Raw genomic sequence first — 22,797 nt, forward strand, 5'->3', positions numbered from 1 at the left:
GGATTTGATCTCCTCTGACCCTTCACTTTTTTGCCCGAAAGTACCTTGGTGAAGGCATGCTACGGATGAAGCACTGTCCGCGAGCTAATGAAATCGCTGATCGGAAAACTCAACTTGGGGTTCTTATTTTCACTCAAAGATAATTTGCCTGGTTTTTTGGGATGGTGAAATGAAACACAGTACCCTTACCGAGAGTGGATTCCAGCCAAATTCGCCCACCCCAGAATTCCACATGCTTTTTAACAATTGCAAGGCCGATCCCTGTTCCATCATAGTCATCCCTGTTATGCAGACGCTGGAAGATAATGAAAATCTTTTCATAGAATTTGGGATCAATCCCAATTCCGTTGTCAGCGATGGAAATCTTCCAAGCATCCTCTAATGCTTCTGAGGATATGTCTATACGGGGAGACTGACCTTCTTTGGAATATTTCATGGCATTGTCAAGCAGACAATGCATGGTTTGGATAAGCGCAGCTTTGTATGCGGGTACTACAGGAAGTTTGTCACAGTTTATTTTGACGGATTTTTCAGCAATCACTTTCCTTCTCAATAATTTGTACTCTGCCAATACTTGATTGATATCCACCTCTTCTATAGCCTCTGCTAATCTTCCGGCCCTTGAATATTCCAAAAGGTCCAGAATAATTTGCTTCATTCTCCTTGCACCGTCGGTGGCAAAATGGATATACTGAAGTGCTTTTTTGTCCAATTGGTCACCGTATTTCCTTTTCAGTTGATCCAGAAAACTGGTTATCATTCTCAGAGGCTCCTGTAAATCATGGGAAGCGATGAAGGCAAACTGCTCAAGTTCTTCATTGGTAAGTTCTAGTTCGTGGGCGTGATGCTTTAAAGAATCATTGAGATCTATCAGTTGTTGCTCAAAATGTTTTCGCTCCGTAATATCATTCATGGCACCTATTACCCGTACTACTTTTCCTTTGCTATCTCGTATAAATATGGCACGATCAATTACTTCGGCAAATGAACCATCGGCTTTCAGGAAGCGGTATTCCTCAAACCAGTTTTTTAGTTTTGGGTCTGCCATATACCGATTCACCTGATGGATAATACCCTCTCTGTCATTTTCATGAATGAGGGATATCAATAAATCGAAAGAGGGTTTAGTTTCTTCTGCATCATACCCAAACAAGGTGTAAAACCCCTTGCCCCAAAAAAGGCGTTTGTTCAGCGCATCGTAATCCCAGATGGCGTCGTTGGTAGCTTCTGTTACTTTTTCGAAGCGTTCGTTGGCTTCTAGGACTTTTTGTTCCGCTAATTTTTTATCGGTGATATCTCTAAAAAACACACTGATACCTTCGGGTGAGGGATAACCATTGGCTTCATACCATTGATCCAACGGCTGGAAATATTCTTCAAAATGAACAGGTTCCTGCTTTTTAAACGCCTTTTCGTATTGTCTGAAAAAATCTAGATCCTTGGCTAATGGAAATTTTTCCCATAAATTATATCCAATAAGGTCCTCCCTTGAAATGCCAATGATTTCCTCTGCCCGCTTGTTCCAATAGGTAACTTTCCAATCTTTGTCCAGCGCAAAAAATGCGTCACCAATTCGCTCCAATATATTGTTCTTTTCTTTATATGCTTCCAATAATTTTTTGTCTGCTTCTTTCTTTTCCGTTATATCTTTAAAATAGATGGATAAGCCCTCCTTGGACGGGAAGGCCGATACATCTAACCACAGTTCCAGTCCTGACTCATATTTATAGAATTCCTCAAAGCGTACGGTATCCCCAGTTTTCATGGCCTTTTGATATTGTCGTCCAAACTCCATGTCGATGGCATCCGGATATACGTCCCAAATGTTTTTGCCTATGATATCCTCTCTTTTGAGGCCCACCAATTGCTCAGCTTGCTTGTTCCAATAAGTGACGATCCAATCCCTATCTACTGCATAAAATGCATCACCAATACTTTCGAGTATGCTGTTTTTTTCCTGATAGGCCTTTTCAAGATTTTCTGCTGCTCTTTTGCGTTCATCAATATCCTTAAAGTAGGCAGATACCCCACCGTTAAAAGGGTAAGCATTCACTTCATACCACTTTCCATCCCCTCGTCTCAAATACTCAAATGATTCAGGATTCCCATCTTTAGCAACCCGATAATAGATTTTTTCCAATGGAGTATCCAAAACTGAAGGAAATATTTCCCATATGTTTTTTCCGATAACCTCGGTTGCACTGCGGTTAAGCAGTTTCTCCGCCTCCATATTGAAGTAAGTAAACTCCCAATTACTGTTCAGGGCATAAAAGGCATCAGATATACTCCCTAAAATCTCCCGGATCTGAATTTCAAGCGATTTTGAGGCATCAATATCCTGAAAACTACCGTAAATTTTGATGCATTTGTCTTGAACACGTTCGCTTTTTCCTATGCACCGGATCCATTTTTCTTTTCCGGGTGCTGTTACGATTAGCAGTTCTTCATCAAATTCTTTCCCTTCATGTATCAGGGTATCTACCGCTTTCTTAATACGCTGCTTGCTTTCTTCTTTATAAAATTCAAAGCCCCCTGTAAGAGAGGGGTCGTATGACTCATCCACTTCCAATATTTCCCTGGTCATGGGTGACCAATACATGGCATCCCCGTTCTGATTGATCAGGTCCAGTTCCCAACTGCCGATTTTGGCCATTTCAGTGGCCTGTGTCAAAAGGGCCTCATTTTTGGCCTCTTGGGTAATATCAAAGATCACGGCATTAAAAAGCACACTGCCATCAGGCAATAGTGAGGGCGTACCGAAATTGACTTGGGTTTTTAGTTCTCCATTTGGCATTAGGTACCTCCAACGTGTTGAAAACTTCGACTGGGACTGAATGGCCTTTTCCATAACAGCCCTAAGCTTATCAAAATCACCTCCTGCTTTCACCTGATGCCACACCAAATCAAGCTTACCCATTACCTGTTCTGCTGTATATCCCCATAATTGTTCAGCACCTTCGGTGACGTATAATACCGAATCGGTTCCGTCAGGATATATCATATATTGAAGTGCAACCCCAGGTAGGTTATCGGCTAGGGAACGCAGTCGCACTTCAGCTTCTTTTCTTTCATGAATATCCTGAAAACTTCCATAAATGCGGTGGCACTTTCCATTAATCATCTCCGCTTCACCAATGGCCCGTATCCACCTTTCCTGCTTTTTGGCGGTCACCAAAACTGCCTCGAAATCGAAAGGGGTACCCGTTTCCACACATTTGTTTACTTCCTCTCTTACCCTCTGGCGAAAATCTTCCCGGTAAAAGTTAATGGCGGTTTCCAAATCAGGTACGAATGTTTGCGGTTCAGTTTCGTGAAGCTCATAGAGCATTTCCGACCAAAATAACTTATTCCTTACCAGATCGATTTCCCAACTCCCTATCCTGGACAGTTTGGAGGCCAATCGGTTGAGATCACGTAATTTCTTCTCCGCTGTAATATTTCTGGCAGTAGCATAGATTAGACCTTCTTGCAGACTGGAATTACTGGTCCAACTGAGCCAGATAATTTCACCGCTTTTTGTGATGTAGCGGTTTTCAAAACCAATTGTTTTTCCACCCTTTTTCAGTTTTTTCAAATCATCATTTGAGGGTTTCTGGTCTTCCGGATGAACAAACTTCTCAAACTTATGATAGAGAATTTCGAATTCACTACACCCGATCAACTCACATCCAGCCTTGTTTATCTTTAGGAATCTACCTTGTAAATCGGTGATACAGACTAAATCGGGTATGGCATCGTACAAGTGTTCCAGGTCATTTACAAGCTTTTTACGGTTGATTTCAGACCCGATAAATTGCTTGAGCTGCTCAAACAAATTTACATGTTTATTTAAATAGCTGCTTTCCTGTTGCGTTCCAATAAGCAATACCCCCACCACTTCTTGATTGAAAAAAAGAGGCATACCCAATACCGATCTAATTCCTGCTTTTTCAGCCGCTTCGCTTCTTGTAAAACCTGTCTTTTTACTAACATCCTCCCAAAGGACAGAGGATTTTTTTTGCCATATAATACCCGGTAAACCCTCGGCTAAAGAAAATGAATCGGCTTTTTTACTCCACTCATAAAAGATTTCAGCATTGGAAGTTAATGCCTGATAGGCAAACAATTTAATTTCTGTGTTTTCAAGGTTGGGCATCCATAATTCGACCCAGTCAAATTTACCGAAGTCGCAGATGGAATTGCAGAGGCGCTTGGTAGAGGATGCTAAATCTTGTTCGATATTAAAATCCAGGTTGATTTTACTCAACAACTCCTTTTCAAATTCCTTTTGCTTAAGTTCGGTTATATCCCTTTCTATGGCAATAAAGTGAGTAAAACACCCCTTTTCATTGGCAACAGGGGACAACGAAATGTTTATCCAAAATTCCTCCCCATTCTTCTTGTAGTTGATGGTAGTGATTTCACAGTCCTCCCAATTTTGCATGGCCCTTTTTAATCTTGCCAGTTCAGTCCTGTCAGAATTAGGACCTTGAAGTATTCTGGGAGTTTTGCCTATCACCTCATCGGCTGTATATCCAGTCATTTTGGTAAAGGCCTTATTAACATAAATTATTTTGGGTCCCGGTTTTTCAATCAACTCTGCTTCAGTGATCATCACGGCATCATTAGTATTAGTAATGACGCTTTCCAAAAGTTTCAATCGCTGTTCTTCTTCTTTGCGCTTCGTAATATCTTCGCAGATGGCCACAGTGCGTATGGGATTGCCATTATCGTCCCTGATAAACGCAACATGAATACGAACCCAAACAATGGTGCCGTCTTTTTTTACATAGCGCTTTTCATTTCTATACTCTCCTTCACCACGCGCTGCCTTGCTGAATATTTCCCAATCTTTTTTTCTGTCATCGGGGTGGGTAAGTTCACCAAAAGTCATTTTCAGGAGTTCATCAGTCTTATAACCGGTAATGGACTCATAATAGGAATTAACCAAAATTATTTTGCCATTAGAGGGGTCCACCTGTGCAATTCCCAGAGAAGCAATCTCAAAAATGGTCCTGAACCTGGCTTCACTTTCCCGCAACGCTTCTTCAGCCAATTTACGTTCCGTTATCTCCTGGGTAAGAATGGCAATATCATCACCCATAGGCACAATCACGAGCCGGAGCCATTTAGGCACTAAAACGATCTCCCCCACATAGACTTCTTCTAAAATCTTAGTTTTACCCGTATTCGCCACATGGATATAGGAATCAAAAAGTGCTGTATCACGATGGGTGGGAAACAGCTCAAGAAGCCGCTTTCCTAGGACATCATTTGGATCAGTTCCATTAATATCCGCAATGGCTTGATTTTCAAAAACCCATGTAAAGTCAACTATCTCGCCCTCCTCGTTTCGTAATGGATGCAATATGGTAAATCCATCGGGAGACATTTCCTGAGAAATCCTAAACCGACTCTCACTTTCCCTAAGTTTTTCGCTGATTCTGTTAAGGCGCTGCTCGGCATCTTTCCGTTCGCTGATATCCTGGACCGTTCCCTCAAAAGCTATTTTCTTTCCATTTTCATCCTTAACCAATCTTCCCAATTCATGTACCCACTTAATGCTCTTATCCGGCAGGATGATCCTGTGAATGAAATTTAGCTCCTTTTCGCCTGCAAACGCTGCGTTTTGCTCCTTCTTGAAGGCTTCCTGATCATCAGGGTGGATGGATTGAAAAAAATTCTCAAAATTTACCTTAAACCTATTTTTATCCTCTCCCCAGATGGTATAAACCTCATCGGTCCAGGAAAGGGTATTGGCATCCAACTCCAACCTCCAATATCCCAGTTTTGCGATTTCTGAAGCCGCCTTTAATCTTTTTTCTGAAGTTTGGTGTAGCTTAAGCTGATGCTCTTCTTCAGTGACATCCTGTCCTACCAGCATCATACTTTCTATGGCCAGATAGTCCTGTTTGTGCCCGTTGATTTTCATTCGGATAAGGTCACCGTTCTTTTTTTGATGGGAAAAAACCCCAAAATAAATATTCCCCTCCCGGTTTTCTACGTTCAAATGGAGTTCATCTAATTCGGGGATTTCTTGTTTGAGGCGAATGTTATTAATGGTCATCCCTAAAAATTCCCCTTTGGAGTATCCGTAATGATCTATCGCAGCTTGATTGACATCCAGGATTTGAAAAGTATGCAGATCATATACCCATGAGGGCAGGGGGTTGAAGTAGAAAAAGCTGCTGAAATCGGGTTTATTTTTATTCATCTGCCATCTATAAAAACTTTGATCAACTGGTTTTTGGAAAGGGGTGATAGGCTATTAAAATCAATTTAAAAAAAAGCTATAACAAAGTGAATTTTTAGAAAATAAATGTTGATGAATGGGCCTTTTTTAAGCATTTAAGTCCAAGCTTCCGGCTTGTTGGACAAATAAGCACTGGGGGTTGAGCCAACGGAGTATAGTATCCACAAGCTGTTGGGTACCCATAAGATTGGTAGTATCATATCAGGGTTTCAACCCTATATGTTTACTTATCTGATCAAAGTCAGCATCGGTATCACCAACAATCAAGGGAATTTCAACGCATAGTAGGTGATATGGCAGTGCTTACTTTTCCTGATGGTGACCCCGATTTTTCGTAAAAGCCAATCGGTAGTTTCGAAATCCTTAATCTAAAATCTAAAATCCAACCTAATTCTTTTCAAGCCCAACAATACCTGCTAACTTGTATAAAATTAAAAAAAACTATGAAATTTCAAATAAGAATTAATTCCTTCAAAACATTGGAAGAGGTTGTCGATTATTGGTCCAAAGAAGACTATGTTGAACTTTTAGCCCTATTTGGTTTTCCGGATGGAGAAAGTGCCAAGGAGGACACGCTGAAGGAATTGTTGATGATGGCCATAACCGACCATGAACCTAATGAAGCTGCTGCAATAGTATTGGAGTATAAACTGAGTGATCAATTGAACAGTGGCCAGATCGATCAGATTTCCAATGACATGCTAATGGATAAAATAGCGGAAGAATACCCGGAAATCAACCTTCACAGCACCCTTTTTCACGTGAACCAACTATTGTATAAGGCTTTTAACGGCAAATTCCCTAACATAAAGGCAAGTCAATTTGAATGTACCATTACCCCACTTGAAAAAAACGGGAATATTGAACTGACCAAGGAGGTCACCCTTAAATTACTGAAAGAGGGGCTTTCGGATAGCAACCTGATCAAAAGATTGTTTGGGGAAAAGATGAGCGGAAATATCCCTTTTCCGGAAGCAGAGGATATCCTTTGGGACTTGGAAACCAAGGATGGACAAAACTTTAAAATCCTGACTTCAGCATATTGGTTAAGCCAAGAGGATTTAATAGCCGAGGAATTTGAAGGGGAATATGAAGAGCCTGAAGAGATTGACGAAGATTAATTTCATTTATTTGGTAATTTCACTGTGTTCGTCCAATAATTTTTAAGTGTTTCGGCAATAGTGTCCAATTCAAAAATATCATCTGGCTTCACGATATAAGAACTTGATTGTCCTTTGTAGGCCTTTAAAATGTCCTCCTTCCTTGATGAGGTGGTCAGCATAATGATTGGGATATGTTTAAGCCTTTCCAAGGACTTAATTTTCTTTAAGGCCTCATGACCATCCATTACGGGCATGTTTATATCCATCAGAATAAGGTTGGGTTCTTCCACCTCCTCATAAGGCTTTTCCTTTTTCAAAAAACTGACTGCCTTAGCGCCATTTGGCACATGATGGATTTTTTTCACAAATCCTTGATCTTCCAGTGCTTCTTTTATAAGATAAACATCTTGATCATTATCTTCAACCAATAAAATTATCAATCTGTCCATCAATTTGTGTATCTCTTTTTATTTTGGTAATGTAAATTTAAAGATAGTTCCGTTAGGTTTGTTAGCCTCATACCATATTTTTCCACCTAAAGCTGTTACTATTTTTTTACAATTTGCCAATCCAATGCCAGTCCCGGGGTATTCAGAATCAGCGTGTAAACGCTTAAAAACCTCAAACACCCTATTCTGATGCTCTGGAGCAATACCAATTCCGTTATCAGCCACACATATGGTAGTCCAGTTTGTCTCATCTTCTTCGGCATCAATTATAACTTCCGCAATATTCCCTTTAGGCTGATACTTAATGGCATTGTCAATAAGATTGGTGAATAACTGGATTAAGGAGTTAGCGTCACCGGTAATTACAGGTAAATTGGATTTGGTGAGTTTAGCTGGGGCGTTGGTATTTTCCTTTTTGTAATTGGAAAAAACGGCATCCAATAATTCATTGAGGTTTACTGGATCATGGCCTACAGTGCCGGTCATGGAAAATTCCAGAATATCGGTGATTAATATTTTCATTCTTTGGGCACTTTGGTAGGCATTATCAATATAGAAATGGGCTTTTTTATCTAATCGTTCACTGTATTTTTTTTTAAAAATAGATAAATAGTTGGTGATTCCCCTTAGCGGCTCTTTCAAGTCGTGTGCTGCAACGTAAGCGAACTGCTCCAAACCTTCATTTGCCTCCTTTAGTTCTATCTGACTTCTTCTGAGCTCCAAGAGCTTTACAGTTTGTCTTGCCAGGTGTTTAAGTTTCAGCAATTGCTCATCGTCCAACTTCCCGGGCTTATCATCTATTACACAAAGTGATCCTAAGGGAAAACCATTGCTATTGACCAAAGGAATTCCTACATAAAAAATCACATGGGGATATCCAGTGGTATATGGATTGTCAAAGAAGCGAACATCGGTCCTGGCATCCTCGACGATAAAAGGTTCTTCAGGGTTATTAATTGCATGTGCACAGAAGGAGTAATCTTTAGAGGATTCTTTGATCTCCAGACCATGGTGAGAAAGAAAGTATTGCTTATCAACTGTCACCAAGGTGATGAGAGAAATTTTTGTCCCACAAATTTGGGCAGCCATGGCAGTAAGAAAATCAAAATCGTCTTCTTTAGCTGCCTCGATAATATTGTAGGCATCCAATTCCCTAAGCCTTGCCTTTTCGTTCTTTGGAATTTCTGGTTTCTGCATTTCGTGTAATTAGTATTAGTCTGGGATTAAGGGCGGGGGCAATTACAAGGCTGTTTTCTCCTTCCTTTTGTCAAACTTACTTAAATAACCCAACATACATTTTAATCGGCTCCGTTTATTTTCTAAAACCAATTTTTCCCAATCTCCTGTTAGGCTGCCTTTCTTTGGTAGGTGTCTTCGTCTGAAAAATAGTTACCAATACTGTCCTTCTTTTCTTTGGGAATGTCAGCCAGAAGGTCCCTGTTGATTTTACCAACAAGTTGAAGAAGTTGCTTTTTATTGAGGTCGAAGAATCCTATTTTTTATTTTCCCCTACTTCACTTTCTTAAACGCACAAATTGCAAAAATAAATCCTAGGTTTCTTCGCATTTCAATACCCGTATCCATTGAACGGAAATGAGGTCAATTCCCCTCCACAAAATACTGGTGAATCTCAAAGAGATTGGGATTGGAAGGGTTGACATGGATGTTTACCGCATGCATGTCCCTGTCCCCAAATACCTGCACCTGGGTGAAGTTGGTCATTACCCTTCTTTCCCCGTCCATCAAGGGTTTGTCCACCTGGAAACGGTGAAAATCACCATATACCAGTAGCACAGGCTTTCCGAACTCGGGAACCAGTTCCCTCAATAGATTCACGAAGCTCTTGTGCCCATTATTGTCCTCTTGGCTTCTGTAGTTAAGCCCGGCATGCAAACTCAGGACTATTCCTTTATGTCCACTTTCCTCGGCCTTTTTAAAGCTCTCCCTGAGCCAAAACAGGTTGGCCATCTCCCGCTCGTAAAATTCATCATTTAATGCTTCTGGATCCAACAGCAGGTTGTTGTTTGACCCTACCACATGTAAGGTGGCGAAAGAGATATCACCTTTGGCCCAGTAGGCATTTTCCACAAACTTCTCGAAACCCTCGTACTCGTTTTGGAAAGTCAGCTCCATGGGATTTGCACCTAAACTTTTACCACTGCTGAAAAACAGAGTACGTAGTTTATCCAGCCGTTCCTCTGGATCATATTCCCCACAGGCCTCCCTATGGCAGTCCGTCCACTCGTTATCCCCGGGGGTATAAATTAAGGGTTGTTCGAATGTTTGAAAATATTCGTGTATTTTTTCAAAATACTCATCGGTGCAAGGAGTGCTACCGGATTTGATGTCACCTACATGTAGGGTGAAGGCAGGTTTCTCGCCATTGATGTCCCTAATCATATTTTCGAACCTCCCGAAATCTTCCGGAAGGTGATAGGGGACATCCCCTATAGCCATAAAAGAAAACTCCTCTCCTTGCCTTGGCTCCTGGCAAGCCCATAAAAACCAACAGAGCAATAAAGGTAATATTAACAGCTTGGGCTTAATCATTTTCCGTTATTTTTTCCACTTCCACCAATTCTATCCAGTGTTTGGCCTGATGTCCTGTGAAGTGTGCGATCTGATGCCTACAACTAAAACCGTTTGCAGCAACTTCTGCCCCAGGTTCCAGCGCCCTTACTGCGGGAAAAAGAATTTCTTCACCTATTTTCTGGGAGATTCCATAATGCTCCTTTTCGTAGCCAAAAGAACCTGCCATTCCACAGCAACCCGAAGGAATTTCATGCACCTTTTCCCCCTGCTCACCTAGACATTTCTTCATAGCCCCTGTACCGTAAAGTGCTTTTTGATGGCAATGACCATGGATATGAAGTTTATCGGTGCTGGAATTAATTTTCACTTTTATCTCTCCGGCCGCCATTTCCTTGTCCAGAAAAACATCTATCATCATTACGTTTTCCTTTAGCAGCCTGCCTGTTTGCTCGTCCTCCAGCAGATCTGGGAAATCGTCATTCAAGGCTGAGGCACAGCTGGGTTCACAGACCACCACTTTTAGCCCCTGTTGAATGTAGAAAAGAAGCTGATCTACGGTGGATTGCCCTTCTTTCTTGGCCTCCCTCAGAAAGCCATGGGAAATCTTTGGCCTTTGACAACAACCTACATTGGCAAGTATCACTTCGTATCCACATGCATTTAATACCCGAAGTGCAGCTTTTCCAATTTGGGGTTCGTGGAAATTGAGGTAAGTGTCCGCAAACAAGACCACCTTTTTTCCAGTCGCCGGATTTTTGTCTCTGTTTTTTTCAAACCAACGGAAAAAGGGCTCCTTAGCGTAGGGAGGGAGGGTTCTCCTAGCGTCAAACCCGGAGGCCTTTTCCATGGATTTTTTAAATATTCCAGAGCCTTGAATACCATTGATGAAGCCTGCCATTTTTCCTGAGAAACGCTTGGCAGCCTTGGACGAATCCCTGATCAACTTGTCCCTTAGGCTTGGGCTGTGCTTGTCGTAATACAACTGCATTACGTCGCTTTTCATCTTGGCCATATCCACGTTGCTCGGGCATTCGGATTTACAGGCCTTACAGCTTAGGCACAGTGCCAAGGTTTCCTGGAGTCTATCACTGGCCAACCCCCCGTGATTGAGTTGCCCAGACATGGCCATTCGCAAGGCATTTGCCCTGCCCCTGGTGGAATGCTCCTCATCCCGGGTGGCCTTAAAGCTAGGACACATAGTACCACCCAAAAGTTTACGGCATTCCCCAACCCCCGTGCACATGTGCACGGATTCCTGGAAACTCTGCTCGTTGCGGTACTGAAAAACCGTTGGCACGGAATCGTCTTTATAGGCGGCACCATACCTTAGGTTATGCTCTATGGTCTGTGCTTCTACTATCTTTCCGGGATTCATAAGGTTTTCAGGGTCAAAGAGCCTTTTCACCTGGATAAAAGCCTGATATAGCTCCTTGCCGAAAAACCTTTCGTTGAAGGCACTTCTGACCAGACCGTCTCCATGCTCCCCACTCCAGGAACCCCCATATTCCATCACAAGCTCAAAGGTGTCTTCGGCGATATTTTTGAGTTTTTCTATGTCTTCGGGCTGCCTAAGGTCCAGGATTGGACGCACGTGTATGACTCCCACACTTACGTGCGCGTACATGGATACATCCGCGCCGTGCTTTTTGCAGATCTGCAAAGTGCGGTCTATGTATTCCTTCAGCTTTAGGGTGGGAATGGCGGCATCCTCGATAAAAGGAAGCGGTTTTTTCTTTCCTTTAATCCCCAACATCAAGCCCAAACCTTTTTTTCTCACTACCCAAACATCCTCATAAGCTTCCCCTTGGGGAAACAAAGGATAGGCATATCCTAAGCCCTGTTCCTGCAAGTCCTTTATCATTGCTGTGGGCCTGTCCATTACATCCTCCATAGTTTCCCCATAAAATTCCACGATAAGGATGGCCTCTGGATTTCCGGCGATAAAGTGGCAGTGTCTTTTTGTGATGAGGTTTTCCCTGCTGAGATCCACCACAATTTTGTCCAATATCTCCACTGCGGAGGGATTATACTTCAAAATAGGAGTTACCGAGCCAATGGCCTCCAGTAAATCCGCAAAGTGAACCACACACACGGATTTATAGGTGGGCAGCGGCTCCAGGTTCAGTTTCAGCTCTAATGTGGTGGCCAATGTACCCTCACTTCCGGTGATGAGCTTAGCCAGGTTCCAGGTCTCGGTATGGATAAACTCGTCCAGGTTGTATCCTCCCACCCTGCGCATCACCTTAGGGAATTTTTGGTCGATTAGTGTCTTTTTTTCTTGTATCAGGGATTTGAAACTGCTGTAAATTTCTCCCTCACGATCGGATTGTTGGCATTTCCCTTCGTACTCTTCTGGACTTAGCGGGCCAAGGGTAAGCTCTGTACCATCTGCTAGCAGCACCTTGGCCTCAAGGATATGGTCCACGGTTTTGCCGTAGATGATGCTTTTGGTGCCGGATGAGTTATTGCCTACCATCCCCCCTACATTGGCGCGGCTGCTGGTGGCGGGATCCACGGGAAAATGTAGGCCTAGAGGGGCAAGTTCATCGTTCAGGACGTCTCTGACCTTGCCGGGTTGAACCCTAACCCATTTTTCCTCTGTATTTACCTCCAGGGTTTGGTTCATGTATTTGGAAAAGTCCAGGATGATGGACTCCCCCACAGTTTGCCCAGCCAGACTCGTTCCCCCACCCCTAGGTAGAATGGTAACCCCGTGCTTCCTGGCCAATTGAATGGCCTTTTTCACGTCACTTTCATCTTTTGGAAGTACTACGGCCAGTGGCTTGATTTGGTAAATGCTGGCATCCGTGCTGTACATGCCCAAGGAATAGGCATCGGTGAGTACATCTCCTTGAATTTGTTCGGAAAGGGTTTCGGCTATAGGTTGGATATCTTGTTTTATTTGGGACATGGGTTTTTGGTTTATTATCTTATCGACTATATCCAAAGATATTGTTTTTTATGCCTGATTTGCAAAATCTCCTTCACCCAATCCTTATAATTTCTATTTTTGGTGTAAAAGATGTTTGATTTCGTAAAGGCATATCGTATTTTGTCACGATTCAAAAAAAAACATCTGGCTTTGCCCTCATCTGCTTGCATAGTCAGTTAAACCCATGTACTACAATGTCAAATCAATTTTCATTTCCAAATAGAAGGTCCTTTATCAAATCCACGGGGACTGCACTGCTTGGTTCTGCTTTTATTCCCCTTGCGGTGGGATCACCAAAACCGTTACGGAGGGAACCCCTAAAGGTGGGATTAATTGGTTGTGGGGGACGTGGCACCGGAGCGGCTGCCCAAGCCCTGAAGGCTGACCCGGACGCAGTCTTAACTTGCATGGCCGATGCTTTCGAAGATTATCTCGAGGAGTCCTATCAATCCTTAATAAAGATAAACCCTGAAAGGGTAAAAGTGGATCAAGCGCAAAAATTTGTGGGTTTTGACGGTTTCCAAAAGGTGATAGATGCAGACGTAGATGTGGTAATACTTACCACTCCACCAGCCTTTCGCCCCAGTCATTTTAAGGCTGCGGTGGATGCCGGAAAACATGTCTTCTGTGAAAAGCCGGTGGCCGTAGATGCCCCTGGCGTAAGGAGTGTCTTGGAAACTGCCAAAAAGGCAAAAGAAAAGAACTTATCCGTGGTTTCGGGTTTTACTTTCCGGTACGATTTTCCCAAAAGGGCGCTGTTTAAGCGCATCCAGGATGGGGATATTGGAGAAGTAAGAAGCGTATATACGGTACGGAATGGCGGAGGGCTGTGGTCCAAACCCAGGCAGGACAACTGGAAAGAAATGGAATACCAACTCCGAAACTGGTACTATTACGACTGGCTTTCAGGTGATTATCTTGTGGAAATGATGGTGCACAGCCTGGACATGATGTCTTGGGCTCTTGGCGATAAGCTGCCCCTAAGTGCCACAGGCACCGGAGGCAGGCAGTCCAGGACTGAAGCTATATTCGGAAACATTTATGACCACTTTGCCATTGAATACGATTATGGTGACCATATTAAGGGGTTTCACCATAGCCGCCAACAAAAAGGATGCTCCAACGCCAATAGGTTGGAGGTTACAGGACGGGAAGGCAATGCAGTGGTGGATATTGGAAAAAGGATTCATTCCACCTATGGCAAGCACGATTGGAGCTATGATGGGGAATCCAACAATCCCTATGAAACCCAACACGAAGAATTGTTTCAGGCCATACGTTCCGGAAAGCCTATGAATGAGGGAGAGTTGATGGGAAATAGTACCATGCTGGCAGTGCTAGGAAGAATGGTTGGTTATAGCGGGCAAACCATCACCTGGGAGGAAGCCCTAAATTCCAACCAAACCCTTGGTCCTAAGCCTGAAGAATACCATTGGGACCTCCAATGGCCGGTGCCACCTGTTGCCATTCCCGGGGTTACCAAAGTTGTATAAATGATAGACCTCAGACTAAAAATGTATATAGATTTAAATAAAGTGGGCCTGGGAGTATTGGCTTTTCTATGGATGGTCAGCTTTTCAGCCAAGGGTCAGGAATACCTCTTTGAGTTCGGCAATGAGCAGGACTTAGGTACTCTAATAAAAGGGGAAAGCGTGGAGACCGCACCAATCAAGTGGTACAATGTGAATACCGAGGAAGATACCTGGAGATTCGAAGGGGACAAACTGGTCTGCGAAGGCTTGCCCATAGGAGTGATCCGTTCGGAGAAGCAATATGAAAATTTTGTCATGTACATAGAATGGAGTCATCAGGAGGCAGGAGGCAATTCCGGGACTTTTGTATGGAGCAGTGCTGTGCCTGGAGGCAACAGGCTACCCGATGGGGTAGAAGTACAGATGCTGGAATTGGACTGGGTGAACCAGAACAAAAACGATAAAGGTGAACTGCCACCCATAGCCTATGTGCATGGAGAACTTTTCGGGGTAGGGGGAGTGGAAACCATTCCGGACAATCCCAGGGGAACCAGAAGTAAATCCATCGAAAACCGCTGTCTGGGAAAGGGCGAATGGAACACCTATGTGGTGGTATGCGTGGATGGCGTCATCAAACTCTCCGTAAATGGCAAATTCGTTAATGGCATCCGAAATGCCTCCCAGAAAAAAGGGTATATCTGCCTGGAATCGGAAGGAGCCCCCATACATTTTAGGAACATGACCATCACCGAGCTTCCTCCAGGGGTTACCAGTGCGGATCAAATAGCCCCTTTGCTTTCAAACCAATGATAGGAATACCATGACTAAGGATTTGTCAAAGATTCACCGACTGATCGGGGATCTGTTTCAATGGCCACAAAGTGACCAAGAATGGGATAAATACAAACTCAGTGAAGAGCAGATATCCTTTTTTAAGGAAAATGGTTATTTGGCCAACGTGAAACTATTGGAGCCCTGGCAAGTAGATCGTTTGAATGAAGAATTAAGCGAACTGCTGGATCCCACTTACCAGGGTAGCGAACTGTTCTATGAATTTAATTCCAACGAGTCTTCGGACCCCAACGCAGTCTTGTTCCACTCCTTGGGTCATTGGCGTATCAAGGAGGGGTTTCATGATATACTCTGGAATCCCGCTTTTGTGATGGCAGCAAGCCAATTATTGGGCAATCAGCCTGTAAGGTTTTGGCATGATCAGCTTTTTTGCAAGCCGGCCCATCACGGAGGGGTAGTAGCCTGGCATCAGGACTACTCTTATTGGACCAGAACTGTTCCCATGCAGCACCTAACCTGCTGGGTGGGGCTAGACGATGCCTCAGTGGAGAATGGATGTATCTATTATGTACCCAAAAGTCACGAATGGGGATTGCTGGATAAACCCGAGTTAGCCGGGGAAATGGAGGGACTTATGGAATCCCTTACAGAGGAACAAAAACGGGCTTTCAAGCCAGTTCCCATAGAGATGGAAAGGGGGTATGCCACCTTTCACCATCCCCTTACCGTGCATGGTTCCTATGAGAACAAATCCCCAATGTCCAGGAGGGCTTTTGTCCTGAATGTGTTTGCAGATGGCACGGAATCCAACACGGATGGGGAATTGTTGGCCGGGGTGCCGATAATTACCAAGGGTAATAAAATGGAAGGGCAGTTTTTCCCTCTTTTGATGGATTAAGGATGCTTAAATTTCCTTTTTATCCATCCTTATTTTCCCTTGCTCATTTCGGTGTGTTATGCATTTCTCTACTTCTTACTTCAGTTACACTTTCAACTGCCCAGCATTCCAAACTAAAGCAGTTCTTAAAGGCCTTGCCCGAGGAAATCGAGGTGTCCTTACAGGTAAACAAGGAAGATGAATCCCTATTGTATGCCCAAAATGAAAACAAACAAATCCCCTCTGCAAGTATCATAAAGGTGCCTATACTTATTTTTCTTTTTATGGAAGTGGATAAGGGATCCTTGGATTTGGATGAAAAGGTGGTATTGGAAGAAAAGGACAAGGTGGGAGGGGCAGGCATGCTAAGGGAAAACCCGGATGGCTCCAGTTTCACCTGGAGATATTTGGCCACAGAGATGATAAGAATAAGTGATAATACCGCTACCAATATGCTAATCAATAGGCTGGGTAGGACAAGGATTCAAACCTGGCTAGAAGAGGAGGGGTTTAAGCACACAATTCTAGATCGATTGATGATGGATTTTGAAGCTATCGCAGAGGGCAGGCAGAATTTCACAAGTCCCAATGACACCAACCGGCTTTTTATGGGATTATACAATGGACAATGGCTCACCGAAAATAGCAAGGTAGAAGCTTTGTTTATGCTGAAAAACTGTGCGGATAATACCTGTATTCCCGGGCAGTTGCCTCCAGGAGTTGAAATTGCCCACAAAACAGGAACCTTGGATTATGTGCGAGGGGATGCAGGAATTGTCTTTGGCACCTCGCCAATTTTCCTTTCCGTGTTTGTGGAGGGGTTTAAGGAGCTCACCGAGGCCGAGAGCATCATAGCTGAGATCAGCAGGATAGTATTTGAGGAGCTGGAGGAGTAAAGGTTTTCATAGCCGATTTTTGGGGCTTTTTTCCCGTGGATTTTATAGAGCGGAAATTTTATAAAGATGTTGGCAAAAATGGGAATCCCCACTTCGATGAGGAAAACTCTTTTGTAAAAGGGACTTGCCCTGGAAGCCCGTAGTGCTACCCGCATCATTGATGAGGTAAGCATATCGTAAAACTTTTGTAGGAAAACCGCACTTTTGGCCATTGTTCCGGTACGGTGAAAGGGGTAAGAGGATTTGGAGACCGTTTTCCAATCCCTACGGAAAGGGGAAAAAGGATATTCCATCAATCAGGTGGGGAGAAAAAGGCCTATTGACCGGCAAACTGCCAGTCTTGTGCATGGATCTTGTCTAAAATGTTATCGGCAATCTTGTCCCCTTGTTTAACCCCCTCCTCTATGGCGTCCCTAAAATGGATTCCCCCATACAACCTAGAGATTGCTGCTTCTTCGGAGGCCTGTAAAAAAGACTCGAAGGCTCTTTCGGGAAGGCCAAAATAAACTTCTGAAGTATCTATGAAATCGAAGTTTTCTCCGAAATAGGCGGTTAGGATCCTGGCACTTATCCGTGATATTACACTATGGCCAGAGGTGTATTCCGGAAATGGTGGGGTTTGAAGTGGGGGTTGCCAGGCAGGGTCCAGGTGTTTGTTAATGGCGGTGATTGGCCTTATCCTGTCGCTGTGGTATTTTTCCTTCCAGCAGTTTATAAAGCCATCGTGAAGTCCCATGGCCACCATAGTGTGGATCCTTATGGCTTCTCTCAAAGACAGCCCCGCTTTTTGGGCTGCTATTCCCGTAATGCCTATCCAGTGGCCCCCGGGAGAGATTTTTTTGTGCCCAATTGCCATGTGGCCGCTGTAACTTACGTGGAAGGGGTTGCAATCCCAGAAATTCGCAACCAGAAGTTGTTCCTCATCTAAGTTGTTTACGGTTTCGAATACTTCTAGAAGTTGTGTGTGAAAACTGCTGCCTTCTTCCATATCAAATGGGGCGGGGGGACGAGGAATATATTTTTCTTGTTTTTCGGTAAAAAAAGGCCTTATTGTCCGCCATTCCGGATCGATTGCTGCCATATAGGAAGGAGGAGTGGGGTACCATCTCCCTTCTTCTTTGATGTTTGGGCTGTACCTTTTTAGGGTGCTGAGTTTGTTGTATCCATCGGAGGAGGCGTACTTGACCACCTGTGCAGCCATCTCTTGGGAATAAGCAATTTGGGCGTTTAGTTCTCTCTTTTTTAGGATTTTCCCCTTGAGAAATTGAGTGATTAGTTCATCCTGTACAGCTTCCAGCCTCATCCCGGAGGGCATGATTTTTTTACCAATTTCCAGCATGCCATACATGCTACAGAAAGCCGGATTTAGATTTTCCTTAGTTCTGCCCACAGGCTCAGGGCTAAAAGGATGGATAAAGTAATCAAAAAGCGGTGCTTGGTGCTGTGGTTCTGCCAAATCCTCATAAATCACATGGGCACCCAAGAGGATGTAGGAATAAAACCTTGCCGCACCGGTAGGGGAAGCCACATCGGAAACCATGACCTCCGTGGCTGAAAAAAGATGATCCAAAAATTGATCCAGGTGTTTGTCTGTATTTGTCCCTGGACCCGCGGCACTGACTAGGAATATCGAGCAAAGGATTATTATACAGGCTTTTTTCATATGTTTATAATTGATTTTCAATGGTCAGATGGAATCTCGCAATCTTTAATCATCCCCCCGTGTGTCGCTTGCGTCATGCCCTGACTGCCGTCAGGACAGGCTCGATTTCATCTGTTTTTAATTTGTTTTTCAGCGGTCAGATGGAATGCCCAGATTAATCATCCCCCTGTGTGAGAATACTTTCTCATGGGCATTTCATGTGTTTAAAATTTGCTTTTCAAAGGCCATAGCTTCTCTCTTCCCGAAAGCTATCGGGGTAATCTCTCATGCTGCCCCATAGATATAGGGGCATCTCTCGATGTGAGGATATCGTCATGCTCGACTTTATATTATAGGTGATGATACTTTTTGCCTTTATAACGTAACAAATGTACCCAAAATTTCCCTTCATCTCCAATTTTACAAATTTTGGGGATTGAGCCAAGCACAAAAATCAATAGTAGGAAGGTGTTTTGTAATTGTTCTCGGAAAGTAAGTAGGCTGACTCTTCCACCAGGGCAATTGCTCCAAGGATTGCAGAATCATCTAATTCCGACACATACACCCTAACATTTTCGGAAATGGACTTATAGGGGAATTCCGAAAGGGTTTCTTTCATACTTTCTTCAAAATAAGGGAATGCTTTGCGAATGCTTCCCCCTATCACTATGGCCTCAGGTGAGTATGTAAACAATATTCTGTTGATTAGAAGACCCAGGTTTTTTCCATATTCCCTAAAACTCCCCAATGCATTCTCATCCCCTTTTTCTGCTGCTTTTGCGAGTTGCTTTGCACTTTCCCCATATTCGTTTTTAAAAAACTTGCTTGAACAATAATCCTCAAAGGTAGAGTCTTTGAAGGGTACACCTCCCCATTCTCCTGCTCCACAGATATATCCGGTATAGAGGTGACCGTTGGCGATGATGCCTGTTCCGATACCCGTGCCCAGCGTAATACCCACAACGTGCCGGAGATGCTTGATGGTGCCAAAACAAAACTCTCCCAAGGTAAAACAGTTGGCATCGTTATTTACCACTACGGGAACCTTGAACCGGTCCTCTAGAAAGGTCTTTAACCCTACCTTTTGAAAGGAGGGAATATTGGCCAGGTTATAGACGACACCTTGATCTGGATCCACCAAGCCCGGAATGCCAATTCCTATTGCCTTAAACTTATTAGGAAGATATGTTGCTATCTGGGCGGCGATGGTATCCAGGATGGCTTCCTGAGAATCTTTATATGGGGTTTTAATCTCTTTTCTTTCAAAAATTTTTCCCTTGTTGTTGAGGCCAGAACTGATTTTTGTGCCTCCAATGTCCAATCCCAAAACAATATCTTGCGTCGTCATCCAGTGTTATTTTTATGGCTGGTTTTTATAGGTTGATAAATTAGGCTCCAAGTATAATCAAATAGTGGCTTACTTTCACCCGATTTTATGTAAAAGGGAAAACTTCTGGCTGTTCACAGCCAGAAGTTTAAAGTTACTTAACAGCTTTCTGCGCTTTGACCTATAAAGCCCCTTCTGTTGATTTTTCCAACTCCCTAGCTTCTTTAAGGAATTCATCAACTCCCATTTCCCTGAAGAAGATTAGCCCATGACTGGATCTTACCCTTGCAGTTTCATGCTGGTAGAAGTAGTTTTTGCCCAACAATAATTGAACATCACTCAATTGGTTTACCCAGGTGATCCTGGCCAGGGTGCTGAATTTGCCGTTATGGGCATAACTAGGGAAGGAAGCATTTACCTGACTGAGATAGCAGTTGGCAAAGGAATCCTCCATGACAGACATGTCCCCAAGGGACACAGGAACGATAACATTGGATTCGGCGGCATCGAATTTAAACCAAACGTTTCGATAACCAATAATCTTGAATTTGCTCAAATCCTCTTCCTCACTCCATTGTCTTACGGCTTCTGCGGTAGCCTGCAAGACTTTATAATGCGTATCCGGACCGCTTCCCTCAGGATCCAGCGTAAGACTGAGCTTGGTGGGCTTGATGTCCCGGAGCATATTGAGGATGGGTTCCACGTCACGCTTCTTGTCGGGTTGTTCCGTGAAAATGTCCCCGGTGTAGAACCCCAACCTGAGGTGATGTACGTTCTTTACCTGGACCCCAAAATGCGCCCAAACCAATTCCTCTTCAAATTCCCGAATCATTCCCTTCAGGGTTTGGATGTTTTTCGGGTTCTTTTCGCCATCATAGGAGTTTTTGAGGACCGTGATGATCTCGTTGATCTGATCGCGGAGCTCCATGGTGCTTTTTATCCCAAAGATAAAGACGATGGCCCTGACTACCCTGTGGCATAAGCCCCTTATTCTCTCCTCGGCATTTTCGGATGCCACATTGGTAAGATAGTGATATACGTCCTTGTCCATCTTCAGCTTGTAGCCGGATTGGAAAAAATCGTCGAATTTCACCATTTGTATCCGCCCTTCATCCAAGAACCGCTTGGTGTTTTTGAGGGTATCTATCACAAATGTGTTAGTCACAGCAGTGAACCCTGAGGTCAAAACAGAGAAATGAGCGGAGTTGCTGTTTTCATGGAGCTGCCGGGTTATATGTGGCAAAATCCCAAGAGATATGTCGTCATGATGGGGGCCTGTATGAAGTAGCACTTGGTTTTTCTCCTCTGCCAGCCCCTTGTCCAGCTTTTTGGAAATACTTGCTATAACCTCCTGGACCGTATTTTCATTCAAACCAGGAATTTGGGCAGTGTATTTGTCGTTTTTCAGATCCTCTAAGGTTAGCCTGTGACCATATTTGCCCAGTTTTTTGCACAATTCCATCACGGATCTTTCCGTTTTTATGGCCGACCACTCACCCTTCGCATAAAAAGCATCTACGCTGTCTTCCAGTTTTGATGCAGCACCCTTGGTGAGGTAGAATCTCCCGTTTTTTAGTTTTTGCAAAACCGTTGCCGGATAAACGTTAGTCATATCCTTCTCCAAGGAGTTTTTCACGATGGGAGCTTTTGCTTCCCCTGCTGCAATAATGATGGAAACTGCATCTGGATTGTGTACAATGGTGTCCAGTCCAATAGTGATCACCAGTCGGTTGGCGGAGATCTCAATTCCTCCTAAGTCCCCTGCCGCTACAGCCTGGGTTTCAAAATTGGTTTCAGTGAGCCTGGTGGTGGAGAAGAGGTCGGATCCCCTCGTGTTGAAGGCTATGTGCCCATCTGGCCCTATACCCCCAAGGAAAAAGCCTATTCCTCCCTTTTCCCTTATCTTGGACTCGTAATCGGAACACCATTTGTCGATTAAATAAATGGACTCCTGCTGCAATTTTTCTGCTTCGGTATTGGCTTCCCTAAATCTCAAGGTTAGGTCCACCTTCAAATCTGGGAAGACCTCCCTATAATTCTTGCCTTGTGCCAAGGGAATTCCGTCAGAGTTTATCAACAGGGCTTTTGAGGGGTCTAGCCCGAAGCCCTCTATATAAAACTTGTTGACATAATGGTAAAAGCTGTTCTTTTGGGAGGAAGAGATGGGATAGAATTCATCAATTTGAACAAATTGAAGTCCTTTTAAGACAGGCTTTTTGACTTTGCCCAAACCGAATTTCTCCCTGATTTCCAAGCCTTTTTTCTTGTCCCAGTTCTCCAAGAGAAATTGGGTCCATTTGATGAAATACTCAGGGGTTTTTCCCGTAGGTAAGCTGATCACGCCATCGGGGTTTTCCGCAGCCCATTCCAAAAATCTGCAAGCCGTCATTAACCCAAGTTTGGGGAAATTATCTACCACTAAATAAGGGATCTTTGTGGTGATTTTCTCCACACCTGAATCCCTCAGGAATGCCTCTTCTGTAGCTGATAAAGGATAGTTTTCTAACATAATGGGATGATGTATATTTTTATTTTTATGCGGT

General features: G+C 43.6%; 13 protein-coding genes. 5 read left to right on the forward strand and 8 right to left on the reverse strand.

Annotation, left to right across the window (positions count from 1 at the left end; all coding sequences use genetic code 11):
* Positions 1 to 133 precede the first annotated feature (133 nt).
* On the reverse strand, positions 134 to 6,193 hold the full coding sequence (locus DB520_RS08935; protein ID WP_114749336.1) for a PAS domain S-box protein: 6,060 nt from the start codon (positions 6,191 to 6,193) through the stop codon (positions 134 to 136).
* A 482-nt stretch (positions 6,194 to 6,675) separates the two neighbouring features.
* Here DB520_RS08935 and DB520_RS08940 point away from each other — a divergent pair, with 482 nt between their 5' ends.
* Positions 6,676 to 7,353 carry a hypothetical protein gene (locus DB520_RS08940; RefSeq protein ID WP_114749337.1) on the forward strand — a complete coding sequence of 226 codons (678 nt, stop codon included), beginning with the start codon at positions 6,676 to 6,678 and terminating at the stop codon, positions 7,351 to 7,353.
* Positions 7,354 to 7,355: 2 nt separating this feature from the next.
* Here the strand turns inward: DB520_RS08940 and DB520_RS08945 are convergent, their stop codons facing one another.
* The 4 genes from DB520_RS08945 to DB520_RS08960 form a co-directional block, all read right to left on the reverse strand.
* Positions 7,356 to 7,784, reverse strand: coding sequence for a response regulator (locus DB520_RS08945; protein ID WP_114749338.1), 429 nt, complete (start codon positions 7,782 to 7,784; stop codon positions 7,356 to 7,358).
* An 18-nt stretch (positions 7,785 to 7,802) separates the two neighbouring features.
* Positions 7,803 to 8,981 (reverse strand): sensor histidine kinase, encoded by a 1,179-nt coding sequence (locus DB520_RS08950; protein WP_114749339.1) that lies wholly within the window; start codon positions 8,979 to 8,981, stop codon positions 7,803 to 7,805.
* Between the two features lie 402 nt (positions 8,982 to 9,383).
* Positions 9,384 to 10,334, reverse strand: coding sequence for a metallophosphoesterase (locus tag DB520_RS08955; protein WP_114749340.1), 951 nt, complete (start codon positions 10,332 to 10,334; stop codon positions 9,384 to 9,386).
* The gene (locus tag DB520_RS08960; RefSeq protein ID WP_114749436.1) at positions 10,327 to 13,227 is read right to left on the reverse strand and encodes an FAD-binding and (Fe-S)-binding domain-containing protein; all 2,901 of its coding nucleotides are present in this window, start codon (positions 13,225 to 13,227) and stop codon (positions 10,327 to 10,329) included. Before DB520_RS08960 ends, DB520_RS08955 begins: the two co-directional genes overlap by 8 nt.
* A gap of 215 nt (positions 13,228 to 13,442) precedes the next feature.
* Here DB520_RS08960 and DB520_RS08965 point away from each other — a divergent pair, with 215 nt between their 5' ends.
* Genes DB520_RS08965 through DB520_RS08980 form a run of 4 tightly spaced genes read left to right on the forward strand, consistent with a single transcriptional unit; the run spans position 13,443 to position 17,285 of the window.
* On the forward strand, positions 13,443 to 14,741 hold the full coding sequence (locus tag DB520_RS08965) for a Gfo/Idh/MocA family protein (protein WP_114749341.1): 1,299 nt from the start codon (positions 13,443 to 13,445) through the stop codon (positions 14,739 to 14,741).
* Positions 14,742 to 15,530 (forward strand): 3-keto-disaccharide hydrolase, encoded by a 789-nt coding sequence (locus tag DB520_RS08970; protein WP_232834892.1) that lies wholly within the window; start codon positions 14,742 to 14,744, stop codon positions 15,528 to 15,530.
* Between the two features lie 10 nt (positions 15,531 to 15,540).
* Positions 15,541 to 16,410: a phytanoyl-CoA dioxygenase family protein gene (locus DB520_RS08975; RefSeq protein WP_114749342.1), complete on the forward strand. Its 870-nt coding sequence runs from the start codon at positions 15,541 to 15,543 to the stop codon at positions 16,408 to 16,410.
* A 2-nt stretch (positions 16,411 to 16,412) separates the two neighbouring features.
* Positions 16,413 to 17,285 carry a serine hydrolase gene (locus DB520_RS08980; protein ID WP_114749343.1) on the forward strand — a complete coding sequence of 291 codons (873 nt, stop codon included), beginning with the start codon at positions 16,413 to 16,415 and terminating at the stop codon, positions 17,283 to 17,285.
* A 316-nt stretch (positions 17,286 to 17,601) separates the two neighbouring features.
* Here DB520_RS08980 and DB520_RS08985 read toward each other — a convergent pair whose 3' ends face one another.
* The 3 genes from DB520_RS08985 to DB520_RS08995 form a co-directional block, all read right to left on the reverse strand.
* Complete coding sequence (locus tag DB520_RS08985; RefSeq protein ID WP_114749344.1) at positions 17,602 to 18,948, reverse strand: vanadium-dependent haloperoxidase; 1,347 nt, start codon at positions 18,946 to 18,948, stop codon at positions 17,602 to 17,604.
* A 433-nt stretch (positions 18,949 to 19,381) separates the two neighbouring features.
* Positions 19,382 to 20,275 carry an ROK family protein gene (locus DB520_RS08990; protein WP_114749345.1) on the reverse strand — a complete coding sequence of 298 codons (894 nt, stop codon included), beginning with the start codon at positions 20,273 to 20,275 and terminating at the stop codon, positions 19,382 to 19,384.
* Between the two features lie 160 nt (positions 20,276 to 20,435).
* Positions 20,436 to 22,763, reverse strand: a complete 2,328-nt coding sequence (locus tag DB520_RS08995; RefSeq protein WP_114749346.1) for a glucosamine-6-phosphate isomerase — start codon at positions 22,761 to 22,763, stop codon at positions 20,436 to 20,438.
* Positions 22,764 to 22,797 lie beyond the last annotated feature (34 nt).

It is taken from the genome of Pleomorphovibrio marinus, assembly GCF_003347495.1.
Classification (GTDB): Bacteria; Bacteroidota; Bacteroidia; order Cytophagales; family Cyclobacteriaceae; genus Pleomorphovibrio; species Pleomorphovibrio marinus.